The sequence below is a fragment of the Megasphaera sp. UPII 135-E genome (assembly GCF_000221545.1).
Lineage (GTDB): Bacteria > Bacillota > Negativicutes > Veillonellales > Megasphaeraceae > Megasphaera > Megasphaera hutchinsoni.
In genome coordinates this window covers 57,947-73,573 of record NZ_AFUG01000007.1, presented here as the reverse complement: position 1 = coordinate 73,573, position 15,627 = coordinate 57,947, and the positions used below count along the sequence as shown (strand labels likewise).

The window sequence follows — 15,627 nt, the reverse complement described above, 5'->3', positions numbered from 1 at the left end:
AGGGGGAAATCCTGCCGCTTTTTCTGCTTTAGTTTGTCAGCTTGACAAATAAAGGGTTAAGGAATATAATTAGATTCAGTATTATACAAGGAGTTAATAAATATGCGGCAAGGTATTCTTAAATAAACTGTCAATTTGATAGTGGGAACAAAAAGTAGCAGTCCCGTTTCACTTTTAATATGGGGCTTAGTTTTTTGTACCCAGTTTAAGAATACTTTTATCATGTAATTTTATATGCCCGAAAACATATAAGTGTTTTGGGGCTATTGGAGTTATTTACCCAGTGATAGGAGTATTTATCACTGGGTATTTTTATGCCCTTTTTTGGGTGTTGATAGGAGGAAAATCACATGAAAATAATTAACTTAGGCATTCTGGCTCACGTTGACGCAGGAAAGACAACATTAACGGAAAGTTTATTGTATACCAGTGGTGCAATTGCAGAACTAGGGAGCGTAGATGAAGGCACAACAAGGACAGATACCATGAATTTGGAGCGTCAAAGGGGAATCACTATCCAGACAGCAGTGACATCTTTTCAGTGGGAGGATGTAAAAGTCAACATTATAGATACGCCAGGCCATATGGATTTTTTGGCGGAAGTATACCGTTCTTTATCCGTATTAGACGGAGCAGTATTATTAGTTTCTGCAAAGGATGGCATACAGGCACAGACCCGTATACTGTTTCATGCACTACAGACAATGAAGATTCCGACAATTTTTTTCATCAATAAAATTGACCAAGAGGGGATTGATTTGCCAATGGTATATCGGGAAATGAAAGCAAAGCTTTCTTCGGAAATTATAGTGAAGCAAAAGGTTGGGCAGCATCCCCATATAAATGTAACGGACAATGACGATATGGAACAGTGGGATGCGGTAATTATGGGAAACGATGAACTATTAGAGAAATATATGTCAGGGAAACCGTTTAAAATGTCAGAACTGGAACAGGAAGAAAACAGGAGATTCCAAAACGGAACGTTATTTCTCGTTTATCACGGAAGCGCTAAAAACAATCTGGGGATTCGGCAGCTTATAGAAGTGATTGCCAGTAAATTTTATTCATCAACGCCTGAAGGTCAATCTGAACTATGCGGGCAGGTTTTTAAGATTGAATATTCAGAGAAAAGGCGGCGTTTTGTTTATGTGCGTATATATAGCGGAACATTGCATTTGAGGGATGTTATTAGAATATCTGAAAAAGAGAAAATAAAAATCACAGAGATGTGTGTTCCGACAAACGGTGAATTATATTCATCCGATACAGCCTGCTCTGGTGATATTGTAATTTTACCAAATGATGTTTTGCAGCTAAACAGTATTTTGGGGAACGGAATGCTGTTGCCGCAGAGAAAATTTATTGAAAATCCTCTCCCTATGCTCCAAACAACGATTGCAGTAAAGAAATCTGAACAGCGGGAAATATTGCTTGGGGCACTTACAGAAATTTCAGATGGCGACCCTCTTTTAAAATATTATGTGGATACTACAACGCATGAGATTATACTTTCTTTTTTGGGGAATGTGCAGATGGAAGTCATTTGTGCCATCCTTGAGGAAAAATATCATGTGGAGGCAGAAATAAAAGAGCCTACTGTTATATATATGGAAAGACCGCTTAGAAAAGCAGAATATACCATCCACATAGAAGTCCCGCCAAATCCTTTCTGGGCTTCTGTCGGGTTGTCCATAGAGCCGCTCCCTATTGGAAGCGGAGTGCAGTATGAAAGCAGAGTTTCACTTGGATATTTAAATCAATCGTTCCAAAATGCGGTTATGGAGGGGGTTCTTTATGGCTGCGAGCAGGGGCTGTATGGATGGAAAGTGACAGACTGTAAAATCTGTTTTGAATATGGATTGTATTATAGTCCTGTAAGTACCCCCGCAGACTTTCGGCTGCTTTCCCCTATCGTATTGGAGCAGGCTTTAAAAAAAGCAGGGACAGAACTATTAGAGCCATATCTCCACTTTGAAATTTATGCACCGCAGGAATATCTCTCACGGGCGTATCATGATGCTCCAAGGTATTGTGCAGATATTGTAAGTACTCAGATAAAGAATGACGAGGTCATTCTGAAAGGAGAAATCCCTGCTAGATGTATTCAAGAATACAGGAACGATTTAACTTATTTCACAAATGGGCAGGGAGTCTGCTTGACAGAGTTAAAAGGATACCAGCCAGCTATTGGTAAATTTATTTGCCAACCCCGCCGCCCGAATAGCCGTATAGATAAGGTTCGGCATATGTTCCACAAGTTAGCTTAACAGCTTGCAAAAGTCATATAAAATGAGATTTGAAAGGATTAGAGACTAATTATGATGAAATGCGAATGGATATTGTGTCCTGTTTGTGGGAGCAAAACCCGTAATAAAATTAGGAAGGACACTGTTTTGGAGAATTATCCCCTTTATTGTCCAAAATGCAGACAAGAAAGATTGATTAAAGTTGACAACTTGAAGATAACTGTCATCAAAGAGCCAGACGCTTAAGACGCAGAGCCGATGAAATTGTGGAACAATTCACGAATCATCGGCTCTTTTTGTTTCGTATTTGAAAGAACAAACTCACCAAATAAAAAAAACGATATTCGGGTGGGTTATTTTGTTATACCCTAAATTACCCTCTGAATTTGTTTTTAAATTTGGAGGGATTTTTTTATGTCCTTTTTTCGGGCAGTTATCTATCTGCTCATACGAAGCAAAATTTATCAATACATAGCATATCAGAGAACGGCAGGAAACCAGTTAAAAAAATTTCTGCCTATGCAACGGTACTTCCTGCCTTGAAAGTAGAAGTACAATCTCCATACAATAGAATTACTATTTCCTATAACCGTAAAGGTCACAGAGCCTTTGCGGTTTTTCTTTTGTCGATTTTTGTTGGAAAGTGCCGTAGGGCTGTTTCTGATATGCGGTGTCGTTCTCCGCCTCTCCATCTGGATTTTTTACATTTCAAAAATTCAGATGGGAGGTATTTATGGTGAAATATGCACCAAGAAAGGTATTTATCAAAGAAAGCGGCAGATATGTGGAACTGTCCTACATGGATTTCTGCCGCCGCAGGGAATCCGACCAGACCTACATGGACAAGCTGTTTATTCCCGTTCAAGGCTGTCTGCTTGAAGTCGTGAGGGAGCAATACACGGACTTCTACCGAGATAAGGAACGGTGGCGTTATCTGAAAAAATTAGATACGAAGAACAGCTTGCTTTCTCTGGATGGATTTACGGACAGCGAGGGGAAGCCTTTAGACTTTATCGCTGATGAAGCGGCGGACATTGCGGAAACCGTTGTCAATGCGGTTATGGTGGACAGGCTGAAAGCCGCCCTGCCTTTGCTGTCGGATAGTGAACAGGAATTGATACAGGCAATCTTTTTTGACGGACTTTCTGAGCGTGAAGTCGGGGCGAGGTTCGGCATAACCCAGAGCGTTGTGAACAAACGCAAAGCCAGAATCCTAAGAAAACTAAGAAAGATAATAGAAAATTAAAATTTAAGGCGTTCAGCCCCCTTGTTTTTCCTTTGGGAAAATGAGGGGGTTTTTCTCTGCCCTCTCAATCAATTCTGATTGGAGGAAAAGAAGCATGGCATATAACCACGGACGGGAGGACAGGAAATGGCGTATCTGGAAAGAAGCGGAGGAAAAGCTGCTGCGTGAGTGCGGCGTTGATGAAGCGACCATTGAGCAGATACGCATTGCGGACAGGGCAGACTTCAATTCCAACAGGCGGTTTTACCGATGGACGAATGACGTTGCGGAATACCTTGAGGACATGGCAGACAGGGAGTGGCAGACGGAAGTGGGTACGGTTGCGGAGTTACTGGACGAGATTGAGAGCGAAAATCTCTATCAAGTATTAGTCGCGGTGGACGGGCGTACCTTGAAAATCGTCCTGCTGAAAATGCAGGGGTATTCCACAAAGGAGATTGCCCCGCTTGTGCATTTGACGACTGGTGCCATCTATGCGAGGTTAGACCATCTGCGGAAGAAGCTGCGGAAAATTTTGTAAGCGTCTAATACATCCCATTATCCTGCGGGCTACTGGGTGGGGAGTGGAATCTCCCCGCTTATTTTTTGGCAGGAGGACAGCGGGATGGCATACAGGGTTAAGGCATACACGCTTCGGGAGGAATCCACGGAAAGTAGCACAAGGTATTTTATCAGTTTTAAGGACGGGCAGGGCAAATCCCACGAGTTGGAAGTGTCGGAACAGTTCTTTATGGAGTTTCGGCAGATGGAACGCAGGAACAGGAATCTTCTCCAATGGGACGAGCGGCACAGGGAGTTTAACGAGGTATGGGACGAAACCCTTTACAGACGGGCGTTGCGTGTGCCTAAGAGCCTTGATGAACGCATGATTGAAGAAGAACGGAATGAAACGCTCTGTAAGGCGGTTGAGAGCCTGCCAGAGATACAAAGGCGGCGTTTCCTGCTTTATTACGAGCATGATTTCAATTTTTACCAAATCGCTGCGATGGAGCATTGCACCGCTTCAGCAATACAGAAATCTGTTGCGATTGCAAAGGAGAAAGTAAAGGCGGAAATGAGGAAATATCTCCAACCGTGACTGATACCGCCCGAAAAAGAAATCTGTTTTTTATTTGTGTGGGATTGGCGGCATTACATACTCTCACTTTTTTTCGTGGGAGTAAATCTATTTCTAAGGAGGTCAACGCCTATGTGTAACGAAAACAAAGACACCGCCCGAAAGGAGGAAAGCCATGCAGAAGTTACAGACAGTCAACGCCGAAACGCTCCTTTATGAACCGCTTGAGAAGCAGTCCTTTGTGGTGGACAGCCTTATCCCCACAGGATTGTCGCTGTTCTGCGGCTCACAGAAGATAGGCAAGAGCTGGCTCATGCTGAAGCTATGCCTATGCGTGTCGCAGGGACTTCCCTTGTGGGATATGCCGACAATGGAGGGCGACGTGCTTTACCTCTGCCTTGAGGACACGTTCTGCCGCATACAGGACAGATTATTCCGCTTGACGGACGAAGCAAGCGGGCGGCTTCACTTTGCCGTGGCAAGCTGCAAGCTGTCAGACGGTCTTATCGTGCAGCTTGAGGATTATCTGAAAGATTACCCAGACAGCAGGCTCATTGTGATTGATACCTTGCAGAAAGTCCGTACAGCTTCAAAAGACAATGCCTACGCAAGCGACTATGGGGACATCTCCCTCATCAAAGACTTTGCCGACAGGCACTCTCTGGCGGTCATTGTCGTACACCACATCCGAAAGCAGAATGACAGCGACGTGTTCAACAAGGTGTCTGGGACGACAGGATTAACGGGGAGTGCGGACGCTACCTTTGTTCTGGAAAAGGAGAAACGTGCGTCTGACACCGCCAAGCTGTATGTGACGGGCAGGGACACGCCTTATCAGGAATACACGCTGCGTTTCCGTGATTGCCGTTGGGAGCTTGTGGAGCGGAAAACGCAGGAGCAGCTTGCGAAAGAAACGATACCAGATGTCCTTTTTCGGTTGGTGGATTTTATGAGGGATAAGGAAGAATGGATAGGCACGGCAACGGAACTGTTAGCCGCTATGGGGGAAACGGAAACCATACCCACGGTGATTACGAAATGGCTGAATGAATACCGCACCACATTTTTAAGCGAGAACCGTATCTGCTACCAGTACAGCCGCAGGAAAGACGGCAGGCGGATTGCCCTTGCAAGGAGGGCGGGTGACAGCGGTGACGGTGGTGACAGCGATATTAGGATACCCCCCTGTTACTGTCATTGACGCTTAAAGCCATGTAAAGCTGGCGGCTCTGCCCTGCGGGTGACAGCAGTGACGGTGGTGACAGTGATTTTAGGATACCCTGCCGCTGTCATCCCTACGGGAGAACACCCCGTAAACGCAAAATGCAGGCGTGAGATTTACTCGCCCTTTTCGGTCGTGTAAAACCACCCCTGCGGTCAGAAAAATCATTCCGATTTTTCCGACTGCGTTTACAGGGTGTAACACACTACACTTTGCCCTGCAAAGTCGTGTGCCAGACGTTCCCTCTGGACTCCCTTAAGGCAGGGCTGTGCCCTGCTATCCTACGCCTTACGGCTTCGGATAAAAGAATGGCGGCATGACGGTGACGGCTCTTGCGAGGGGGGGTATCCCAAAAACACCGTCATCATCGACATGACCGTCATGCAGGGGGTGAGGGTGACAGTTGCGGCAGTCGGCAGGGGGTATCCCAAAACTGCTGTCACCACCGTCACCGCTGTCACCCCAAAGGACGGTCACCCGCCGAAAGAAAGGAGGAATCCGCCTATGCCTTATGCAATCCTGCGTTTCCAGAAACGAAAAGCGGGCGGCGTTGCGGCTTGTGAACGCCACAACGAGCGGAAGAAAGAAGCCTACAAAAGCAACCCAGATATAGATATGGAACGCTCTAAAAACAATTACCATCTCATAGCACCACCAAAGTACACCTACAAGAAAGAGATTAACCGCATGGTAGCCGAAGCGGGGTGCAGGACAAGGAAAGACAGCGTGATGATGGTGGAAACGCTCATCACAGCTTCACCAGAATTTATGAACCAGTTACTGCCCGAAGAACAAAAAGCGTATTTCCAGACGGCTCTTGACTTCATTTCGGAGCGTGTTGGAAAGCAGAATATCCTCTCCGCTGTCGTCCATATGGACGAGAGAACGCCCCATATGCACCTCTGCTTTGTGCCGATTACGCCAGACAATAAGCTGTCAGCGAAAGCTATCTTAGGCAACCAGAAATCATTATCCGAGTGGCAGACCGCCTACCATGAGCGGATGTCCTCACGGTGGAATCAGCTTGAACGGGGGCAGTCCTCAATGGAAACCAAGCGGAAACACGTCCCCACATGGCTCTATAAATTAGGCGGTAGGCTTGATAAACAGTATGAAGAAATCGTGTCTGCCCTATCCGACATCAACGCCTTTAACGCAGGGAAGAAAAGGGATAAAGCGTTAGATTTACTCTCTGCATGGCTGCCAGACGTGGAGAAATTCTCTAAGGAAATCGGGAAACAGCAGGCGTATATCGACAGTTTGAAAGAGAGAATTGGGCAGGAATCAGACTATGCGGGGCGTATGCGTGATGAAAAGTACGAGCAGGAACTAAAGGTGCAGAAAGCGAATCAGAAGATATTTGAATTGCAGAGAACCAACGAGCAGATGGGGCGGCTGCTGTCAAAAATACCGCCCGAAGTGTTGGAAGAATTGCAGAAAAATCATAGAAGCAGAGCGAAAGAAAGGTAGATATGTGAATGAAGAAACAGGATTTTAAGGTGTTAAAGACCAAAGACTTGTACCCGTTCCCCGACAATCCGTTTCATGTGGCAGAAGATGAAACACTGTCAGAGTTAGCGGAAAGCATCAAGGAATTTGGCATTGTCACGCCGATAATCACACGCCCGAAAGAGGACGGGAACGGCTATGAAGTGATTGCGGGACAGCGGCGTGTCCGTGCTTCTGAACTTGCAGGGATAAATACCGTGCCTGCGTTTGTCCTGCCCTTAGACCGTGACCGAGCCATCATCACCCTTGTAGACAGCAATTTGCAGCGTGAGAATATCCTGCCATCGGAGCGGGCGTTTGCTTACAAGATGAAATCCGAAGCCATGAAGCGGCAGGGTTTCCGCACGGACTTAACCTCGTCACAAGTTGTGACGAAGTTGCGGACGGACGACAAGGTGGCACAGGGCTTCGGCGTGGGCAGGATGACCGTGCAGCGTTTTATTCGCCTGACGGAACTGATACCGCCGATTTTGCAGATGGTGGACGAGGGGAAAATCGCCCTCACGCCTGCGGTGGAACTGTCCTTCTTGAAGAAAGACGAGCAGGAAAACCTCTTTGCCACGATGGAGAGCGAAGAAGCAACGCCCTCACTCTCACAGGCACAGCGGATGAAAAGCCTAAGCCAGAGTGGGCGGCTTGACATGGATATGATATTTGCGATTATGACGGAGGAAAAGGGAAATCAGAAAGAAACCTTGAAAATCAACACAAGCAAGCTGAAAAAATACTTTCCGAAGAACAAAACGCCGAAGCAGATGGAGGAAACCATCATCAAACTTTTGGAGCGTGAGTTGCAGAGGAAACGCAACCGTGACAGCCGCTAATCTTCTTTTTTCGGGAAGTAAATACAGAGAGTTGAGGTAGAGAGAATGAAAGAAATCCAGTATGAAATCGTAAAGGAAATCGCAGTATTGTCTACGGGCGACAGTGGCTACACAAAGGAAATCAATCTCATTTCATGGAATGGGAAAGAGCCGAAGTATGACATCCGCAGCTTTTCCCCGAACCGTGAAAAGTGCGGCAAGGGAATCACGCTGAACGCTGATGAAGCGGCGGCACTCCTTAAAGCATTGCAGAAAGAATTAAACAGCGAGGATTAATGGTATCTGATTGGCAGGGCGGGGACATTTCCAAACTCTTCCCTGCCCTGTCTGGAAAGGAAGATTTAAGTATGGGCGAGGATAAGAAAGCAGATAAAAAGAGAAAGCGTATCGTGCCAAAAGCACCAGTGCAGATGATAATCAGCCGTGAATATGTCGGCACACAGACCGTTACAGAAGCGTTTGTCCCGATTATCTCCGAGGATATTCGGAAGAAGATTGCCGAGGGCGACACCTTCGACAATGAGGGGCTGTCCGCTTAGAATGTACGCAATGGGACATGAAAACAGATAGGACAGATACGGAGGTTTTACAGTATGGCGGGAATCAAAGAAGAAAAGAAAATCTATTTAGTCGGCATTTATTGCCGCTTATCTAAAGATGATGGTACGGATAACGAGAGTGCGAGCATTGCGACACAGAAATCCATCCTCACGGATTATGTGAAAAAGCAGGGATGGCACATAGCAAAAACGTATGTGGACGATGGTTATTCTGGTACAAATTTCCAAAGACCAAGTTTCCAGAATATGATAAAAGACATTGAAAGCGGTCTGATAAACTGCGTGATTACGAAAGATTTATCCCGTCTGGGGAGAAACTATCTTGATTGTGGGTTATATCTGGAAGTTTTCTTCCCAGAGCATAACGTGAGGTATATAGCGGTCAATGACGGCGTAGATACCTTGAATAAATCTGCTATGGACATCACGCCTTTCCGCAACATTTTAAACGAAATGTATGCCGCTGACATATCTGTTAAGATAAAATCGGCATATCGGGCGAGGTTTCAACAGGGGAAATTCATGGGAACTACCGCCCCTTATGGCTATATCAAAGACCCTGCCGACCACAACCATCTGCTGATAGATGATAAAGTGGCACATGTTGTAAAAGAGATATTCGACCTTGCATTAAAAGGGAATGGAGTTGCCAAAATTTGCAGACATCTTAATAAACAGCATATCCTACGCCCTGCCGCTTATGCGGCGGAGCGTGGCGAAACAGGCTTTGAACGTCATTTTGAGGGGAACGAGGACAAACGCTATATTTGGAGTGGAAACAGCGTGAGGAGCATTTTAAGAAGCCCGATATATGCGGGAAATCTTGTAGGCTACAAACGGATTGCCGCCAATATGAAAAGCAAGAAACGCCCCTCTAAGCTGCCCGAAGAATGGGAAGTGATACCCAATACCCATGAGGGAATAGTCACGCAGGAGGAATTTGATATTGTCCAACAGCTTATTACAAGTCGTAGGCTTCCACAGAACAAGGGAGGATTTGTAAATATTTTTGCAGGCGTTATCAAGTGTGTGGACTGCGGATGTGCTCTGCGGGCAATGAACGTACACAGGAGGAAACGCCCAGAGATTATCGACTGTGTACAGTATTCATGTAATAATTATGCAAGAAACGGAAGAAGCGAGTGTAGTGCCCACAATATAGAAGCAAGGGATTTATTCAATGCCGTTCTTGCCGACATCAACTGTTTTGCGGATATGGCAGTGAATGATGAAAAGGCGGTCAGGGCCATAGAAAAGCGGCTCACGGAAACAGACCAGAGCAGGGCGAAAGCATTAGAGAAAGAACGTAAGAAGCTGAACAAACGCCTTGCGGAACTGGACAGGCTGTTTTCCTCTCTCTACGAGGATAAGGTCATGGAGCGTATTACCGAGCGGAATTTTGAGATGATGTCGGGGAAATACCAGAAAGAGCAGCTTGAAATTGAAGCAAGGCTGAAAGAGGTGACGGAAACTCTTAATGAAAGCTACGAGAAATCACGGGGAATCCGTGACTTCCTCGCCCTTATCCGAAATTATCAAGGCTTAAAAGAACTGGATGCAACAGTTATAAACGCACTCATAGACAAGATACTTGTTTCGGAGCGTGAGAAGATGGCAGACGGAACAGTGAAGCAGGAAATCAAGATTTACTATAAATTCATCGGCTTTGTCGATGAATTACATATCATACCTACAAAACGGTGGGCAGCAATGCCCGCTAAAAACTGTACGGTGTGCGGCGTTGAATATGTCCCGGGCTCTGGTGCATCAAGGTATTGTTCTGCTTGTGCCAAGAAGATACGGAGGGAGAAATCAAACGAGAGCAAACGCAGGAGCAGAGAACAGAAAAGGATAGCATGTATGAACTGTCCGCAAAAAATGACCGACTGACCTTGAGCAGAGAGCCGGAAGAATTGTAAGACAGGGAAATGAAAACAAAGAAGTCAGCATATACAGATATGTAACGGAGAATACCTTTGATGCGTACCTTTGGCAGACCATCGAGAATAAACAGAAGTTCATTTCTCAGATTATGACAAGTAAAACACCTGTAAGAGTGGCGGAAGATGTGGACGAAAGCAGCTTAAACTATGCAGAGATTAAAGCCCTTGCTACAGGTGATCCGAAAATCAAGGAAAAGATGGATTTGGATAATGAGGTTACAAAACTTAAAATGCTTGAAGCAAACTATAAGTCCAACCGTTACAGATTAGAGGATAAGGTTGCTAAAAACTATCCGGAAGAAATTTCAAGAACAGAAAAGCTCATTGAGGCTGTAAAGAAAGATATTGAAGATGTAGAAGCAAAAGCTGAAGGCGATGAAAAGTTCACTTCTATTATCATTTTAGGTGAGAAAATTACGGATAAGAAATTAGCCGGAGAAAAGCTGCTTGAAGCTATTTCTAAAGTAAAAATCAATGAAAGCAAAGTTATCGGTAAGTATAGAAACATGGATTTGGAGGTAAGCTATAATTTCTTTACCAATGCCCATAACTTTAGCTTAAATGGTGCTGCAAAGCATTCAGGAGAGCTTGGAACGAGTGCGGACGGTAATATTACAAGGCTTGATAATGCTCTTGAGAAAATGCCTGAGAAATTAAAGAGGCTTGAAGAAAAGCTCTTCAGCACAAAAGAACAGCTTGAAAATGCAAAAGAGGAATTACAAAAGCCTTTTGAAAAAGCTGATGAACTAAAGAATAAGGTGCTCCGCTTGGCAGAACTGAATAAGCTCCTTGATATGGGAGAAGTGGAAGAAAAGAGAAATGATAATCCCCTTGTAGAAGATGTAAAACGAGCTATCATAGACTTTTGCAACAGAGAGTATGAAGAAAATCATAGTTATGATGAGTTTGACGTTCTATATCCTGATTTAAAGCATATCGGCATCGCCTATACCAATACACCTGACGAAAGACACGGCATCCAATATGAGCTTAATTTAGAAGCTAAAACATGGACACAGTATATTGATGATACTCCAATCAAAACAGAGAGCTTCGACTATGAAAACAAGGGAGAAAATGAAGCTCTAAGGAATATGAAAAATGAAATAGAGCTATCCTCTTTTGAAGATTTAGTCTATGTGGATTCCGAGGACTTAAAGGCAGCTCTGGGACTGGACATTGATGATGAAGGTAACTTCTATGATCCACTTTCTAAAGACCTTGATAATGATGGAATTGCTGACAGATATGACAATGACTTTAAGGACAGCGATTATTTTGAGTCAACCTATGATGTTGAAGATAATTTGCATACCAAAGAGGAAGCCACACAGAAAACGGGTGATAAACCATCTATCTTAGGACAGATAAGAGCCTATCAGGAAGAAAGTAAAACAGAAGAAAAACAAACAGCAAAAGAACAGGAATATGTACGATAAGGGAGGGAAACCTCCCTTTTACCATGAAAGGAGATAAAAAACATGGATTACAAAACAATGAGAAATCAGATAGAAAATATGGTAAGTGATAATCACAAGGACTTTGTTAAGGCGGTTATCAGCATGGAAAAAGGTATCAACGATGAAAGTGCTTTGGATAAGCTCTATGAGGCTTATATGGACAAGGACACCGTTAATTTACTGCATGAGGAATTTGATTACATGATTGAAGATTTAAGAGAACAGGGGCAGATTAAAGATCTTCCTTATGTTCAAGAGGAGAAAGATAATCTTGTCAATATCGTTGGAAATATTGTAGGAAAGATCGATGTAGTTGAAAGAGAAAATAAGAACGGAGAAGCCTTTACGGTAGTAAACTTCTCTGTGGCATCTAAAGATGATGAGGGCAATAAGGTATATCATAATTGCTCCGCATACGGAGAAAAGGGTGATATTCCAAAAGACTTTAAGCAGGGAGATTTTGTAAAACTCTTTGGACAGATCAGAACTTCCGTTGACGATAACGGCAAGGAACATACTAACATCAGGATACTTTATTCAAAGCTCTTAAAGGCAAAAGAACAGATGAAAGGTCGAGATGAAAAGAAAGAGTCTGTGCTTGGAGCTATCAAGAAATATCAGGCTGAAGATAAGGAAAAGCCTAAAGAAAAGAAAGAAACATCAAAAGAAGCTGAGAGATAAACTTATGGTCGGTGTGGTCTTGGGACTGCACCGACTCTTTTTTTATTTGCTAGAGTTCGATTAAAGAGAATATATTTATGAAAAAAGTATATTTTATGGTATAATGTAATAAAGATAGTTTTCTTGAAGGGAGGATAAGAATGAGGGTTTTTAGTTATAAAAGATTGTTCAAAAAACTAATTGATTTAGATATGACAAATAATGAATTGATGGAAAAGGCAAAAGTGGGTAAAAGTACATTTTACAAAATGAAGAATGGGCAAAATGTAACTACGGATGTCTTGCTTAGAATTTGTAATGCTTTAGACTGTAATATTGAAGAAATAGTAGAGTGTATTAAGAAAGAAAATTAATATCTTGAATGGTTAAATGAATAAATGAGTTATATATGATTTGTTAAATAGGGGTGGCAATGTGGTGCGTATCAGTCAATACATTAAATATGATTTTGATGACTTCACTTTACATGGTGCGGGGATACCACTATGCTCACATATAATTTATCAAAAGGGAAATCTTTGAACGAATTCATAAATAAAGGGAACAATGATAGGATAATAATATGCTTATTTATTATGTTATATACGCAAGATTAAAGGGGGTATTGAAAGATGAGAGATGGTACCATTGAATATAAAGTAAAAGTATTTATTAGCTCAAAATGTGGTGGAAGATATACTTTGGTAAGGAAGGCGTTAAAATCTTTATTATCAGAAACAAATATAGTTCAAGTATTTATATTTGAAGAGCAAGGGCCATCAAGCCAACATGTAATAGATAGTTATATCACAAAACTAGATGATTCGGATTTATGCGTGTTCTTGATAGATAATAAGGATGATGTGTCGGATGCTGTCTTGAAAGAACAAAAACGGGCTAGAGAATTAAAAAAGAAGGCATTATATATTTTTTGTGATGAAGATAAAAAGGAACCTACACAACTACAATTAGAAATACGAGATAGCTTTAGAGAAAAATATGACGTAGTTCACGAGTTTTCTGACTTTATTGAAAAAGTATATACTGGAATAATGAGAGATGTTGTTGATATTTATAGAAACTATTGTAGAGAACAATTCGTTGATTTTGCTATTAATGAAGATACAGAAGAGATAAACGTTATAAGTAATAACTATATTATTGATAAAGAACTTTTTCAAGGATTTACTATGACGAGAAATGTAGCTAAAGAGATAATATTTAATACAAAAAAAGAAGAAAGTTCAAGATTAAATTTTAAATTAGATAAATCGCTTAGTATAATGTTTTCAAATCTATTAGGTCACAATACAAATATACCGATTAATTATTCTAGTTTAGCAAATGAGTTATGTAATAGACATGAATCTTACTTGAAGTCTTTTATTACATATAGAGTTAGAGCTATAGAAGCATATTTTTCAAATGAATTAGATGAATGTGCCAATGAATTAGAAAATGCATACAATGAATCGATTAATAATGATAAAATACCAAACTGGCTTTCCAATGATGTTTTAATTGATTGGAGAAATATTATTGTCTTACAAGATGAGATAAATAATCAATATTCGTTAGAAATGAAACCACAAACTTTATTGGAAGAAAATCAGGAAAATGTATATTATCCATTACTTGATAGATGTACAGGTAGTTTATCACAAAAGCTGCTTAAAAGGTTAATGGCTCGGAAGGTAGATTCTCCATATACAACACATTTTGAAGGAGTGGATGATATTCTTGATGATGTGTCTAATTCATTTATATTATCAATGACTTATGGTTCTCTAACACATCTGTTGTTAATTAGAGATAGAATGATTAGTATACTTTTAAGCTTAAATTTTTTATATTATGATCATAATATGTACATTTTTCTTATAAAATTATTATTAATGGAACAAAAAGATAAAGAATTAGAAAAAATTATAAGAGCTTATAATCAAAGTACAGATACGATAAATGCAACCGATATTGTGAATATGATTTCAGGAATAAATTTAATCCCAGTTCCACATAAGAGGTTTATTTCAAAATTATTGATCTTAAAACATTATGGTTACTACTTCGGTGATGATTTATTCACTTCATATGTATATGAAGTATTCAAAGAGGTTGATATATGGATTGCAGATGAAAATAGAATTCTAAGTATAGCAAGCTATATCTTTGAATTTTTTATATATAATATATCTAGAATAGATAATAATAAAATTATAGAAGTATGCATAACTCTTATAGAAAAAAACTTCAGGAGATATTTCGATAATATATTAGAAGTATTAAGTAGAATTAATTATTCAAAAATATCTAATATCAATCAGGAGAAAGTACTTAAATTGATAATTGATATGATAATGGATGAAGAAATAAGAAAAGGTTGTAATTTACTTTCAAGTTACTTGATAGTATTAAGGAAAAATATAACGATAGATGTTGAATTATTAGATATTACTATTGAAGAATGTATGAACAGCTTTTACTTATCTGAATATTTACTAGAGATAGAGCATAACAGAGGTGATGAAACATACAAGCATATTAATAGGTATGTTGAAAGAATTAATCAACGTAATAATGAGCAAGGAAAGAATGGAACTATAATTGGATATGCTGATGACCCCTATAAAACAATTAGAAATATTATAGAGTTCGATAAACTAAAGCTAGATACAAAACATATAAAATCAATATTATCTTCTATTGTTAGAACATTGCGAGAAGAAAAACAGACTATTGGAGACAAGATTAGAGCAATTGAACTATTCATTTACCTGAAGAACAAATATCCTTATGAAAAAGAATTGGATTTAACATTTTACTCAATAATAGAAGATAAAGAATTAGTATTGTGCGGACGCGAAGACATGTTTTTTTGAAAAGGCATCTCTGAGTAC

Annotated in this window: 14 protein-coding genes and 1 pseudogene; all 15 read left to right on the top strand. The window is 41.2% G+C overall.

What is annotated here, in order from left to right; translation table 11 throughout:
• Positions 1-350 precede the first annotated feature (350 nt).
• The 15 genes and pseudogenes from tet(O) (at position 351) to HMPREF1040_RS01090 (ending at position 15,609) form a co-directional block, all read left to right on the top strand.
• Positions 351-2,270: a tetracycline resistance ribosomal protection protein Tet(O) gene (gene tet(O) / locus HMPREF1040_RS01155; protein ID WP_007392011.1), complete on the top strand. Its 1,920-nt coding sequence runs from the start codon at positions 351-353 to the stop codon at positions 2,268-2,270.
• Between the two features lie 51 nt (positions 2,271-2,321).
• Complete coding sequence (locus HMPREF1040_RS07780) at positions 2,322-2,495, top strand: cysteine-rich KTR domain-containing protein (protein ID WP_002779755.1); 174 nt, start codon at positions 2,322-2,324, stop codon at positions 2,493-2,495.
• A gap of 490 nt (positions 2,496-2,985) precedes the next feature.
• Positions 2,986-3,495, top strand: a complete 510-nt coding sequence (locus HMPREF1040_RS01150) for a sigma-70 family RNA polymerase sigma factor (protein WP_024376807.1) — start codon at positions 2,986-2,988, stop codon at positions 3,493-3,495.
• 94 nt (positions 3,496-3,589) lie between these two features.
• The gene (locus HMPREF1040_RS01145) at positions 3,590-4,015 is read left to right on the top strand and encodes a sigma-70 family RNA polymerase sigma factor (protein ID WP_036257229.1); all 426 of its coding nucleotides are present in this window, start codon (positions 3,590-3,592) and stop codon (positions 4,013-4,015) included.
• An 84-nt stretch (positions 4,016-4,099) separates the two neighbouring features.
• Positions 4,100-4,573: an RNA polymerase sigma factor gene (locus HMPREF1040_RS01140; protein ID WP_007392105.1), complete on the top strand. Its 474-nt coding sequence runs from the start codon at positions 4,100-4,102 to the stop codon at positions 4,571-4,573.
• 154 nt (positions 4,574-4,727) lie between these two features.
• Positions 4,728-5,753 carry an AAA family ATPase gene (locus HMPREF1040_RS01135; RefSeq protein WP_007392025.1) on the top strand — a complete coding sequence of 342 codons (1,026 nt, stop codon included), beginning with the start codon at positions 4,728-4,730 and terminating at the stop codon, positions 5,751-5,753.
• Positions 5,754-6,278: 525 nt separating this feature from the next.
• Positions 6,279-7,244 (top strand): MobV family relaxase, encoded by a 966-nt coding sequence (mobV, locus tag HMPREF1040_RS01130; protein WP_007392109.1) that lies wholly within the window; start codon positions 6,279-6,281, stop codon positions 7,242-7,244.
• 8 nt (positions 7,245-7,252) lie between these two features.
• Positions 7,253-8,107, top strand: a complete 855-nt coding sequence (locus HMPREF1040_RS01125; RefSeq protein WP_007392036.1) for a ParB/RepB/Spo0J family partition protein — start codon at positions 7,253-7,255, stop codon at positions 8,105-8,107.
• A 45-nt stretch (positions 8,108-8,152) separates the two neighbouring features.
• Positions 8,153-8,383 carry a YdbC family protein gene (locus HMPREF1040_RS01120; protein ID WP_000659122.1) on the top strand — a complete coding sequence of 77 codons (231 nt, stop codon included), beginning with the start codon at positions 8,153-8,155 and terminating at the stop codon, positions 8,381-8,383.
• Positions 8,384-8,454: 71 nt separating this feature from the next.
• A complete protein-coding gene (locus tag HMPREF1040_RS01115) occupies positions 8,455-8,646 on the top strand; it encodes a hypothetical protein (RefSeq protein ID WP_001820669.1) in 192 nt (63 codons plus the stop codon).
• A 54-nt stretch (positions 8,647-8,700) separates the two neighbouring features.
• Positions 8,701-10,557, top strand: a complete 1,857-nt coding sequence (locus HMPREF1040_RS01110) for a recombinase family protein (protein WP_007392129.1) — start codon at positions 8,701-8,703, stop codon at positions 10,555-10,557.
• Positions 10,556-12,049 (top strand): annotated as a pseudogene (locus HMPREF1040_RS01105) (helicase); the annotation flags it as partial. The gene HMPREF1040_RS01110 and the pseudogene HMPREF1040_RS01105, both read left to right, overlap by 2 nt.
• 42 nt (positions 12,050-12,091) lie before the next feature.
• The gene (locus HMPREF1040_RS01100; protein WP_007392079.1) at positions 12,092-12,751 is read left to right on the top strand and encodes a single-stranded DNA-binding protein; all 660 of its coding nucleotides are present in this window, start codon (positions 12,092-12,094) and stop codon (positions 12,749-12,751) included.
• A gap of 140 nt (positions 12,752-12,891) precedes the next feature.
• On the top strand, positions 12,892-13,104 hold the full coding sequence (locus HMPREF1040_RS01095; RefSeq protein ID WP_007392087.1) for a helix-turn-helix transcriptional regulator: 213 nt from the start codon (positions 12,892-12,894) through the stop codon (positions 13,102-13,104).
• 258 nt (positions 13,105-13,362) lie between these two features.
• Positions 13,363-15,609, top strand: a complete 2,247-nt coding sequence (locus tag HMPREF1040_RS01090; RefSeq protein WP_007392013.1) for a hypothetical protein — start codon at positions 13,363-13,365, stop codon at positions 15,607-15,609.
• Positions 15,610-15,627: the final 18 nt, after the last annotated feature.

Bases quoted from the DNA above. Each gene is read 5' to 3' on its own strand.
- mobV (WP_007392109.1), top strand. From the start codon at position 6,279: ATGCCTTATGCAATCCTGCGTTTCCAGAAACGAAAAGCGGGCGGCGTT.
- HMPREF1040_RS01145 (WP_036257229.1), top strand. From the start codon at position 3,590: ATGGCATATAACCACGGACGGGAGGACAGGAAATGGCGTATCTGGAAA.
- HMPREF1040_RS01135 (WP_007392025.1), top strand. From the start codon at position 4,728: ATGCAGAAGTTACAGACAGTCAACGCCGAAACGCTCCTTTATGAACCG.
- HMPREF1040_RS01125 (WP_007392036.1), top strand. From the start codon at position 7,253: ATGAAGAAACAGGATTTTAAGGTGTTAAAGACCAAAGACTTGTACCCG.
- HMPREF1040_RS01140 (WP_007392105.1), top strand. From the start codon at position 4,100: ATGGCATACAGGGTTAAGGCATACACGCTTCGGGAGGAATCCACGGAA.
- HMPREF1040_RS01110 (WP_007392129.1), top strand. From the start codon at position 8,701: ATGGCGGGAATCAAAGAAGAAAAGAAAATCTATTTAGTCGGCATTTAT.
- HMPREF1040_RS01090 (WP_007392013.1), top strand. From the start codon at position 13,363: ATGAGAGATGGTACCATTGAATATAAAGTAAAAGTATTTATTAGCTCA.
- HMPREF1040_RS01120 (WP_000659122.1), top strand. From the start codon at position 8,153: ATGAAAGAAATCCAGTATGAAATCGTAAAGGAAATCGCAGTATTGTCT.
- HMPREF1040_RS01115 (WP_001820669.1), top strand. From the start codon at position 8,455: ATGGGCGAGGATAAGAAAGCAGATAAAAAGAGAAAGCGTATCGTGCCA.
- HMPREF1040_RS01095 (WP_007392087.1), top strand. From the start codon at position 12,892: ATGAGGGTTTTTAGTTATAAAAGATTGTTCAAAAAACTAATTGATTTA.
- HMPREF1040_RS07780 (WP_002779755.1), top strand. From the start codon at position 2,322: ATGATGAAATGCGAATGGATATTGTGTCCTGTTTGTGGGAGCAAAACC.
- HMPREF1040_RS01100 (WP_007392079.1), top strand. From the start codon at position 12,092: ATGGATTACAAAACAATGAGAAATCAGATAGAAAATATGGTAAGTGAT.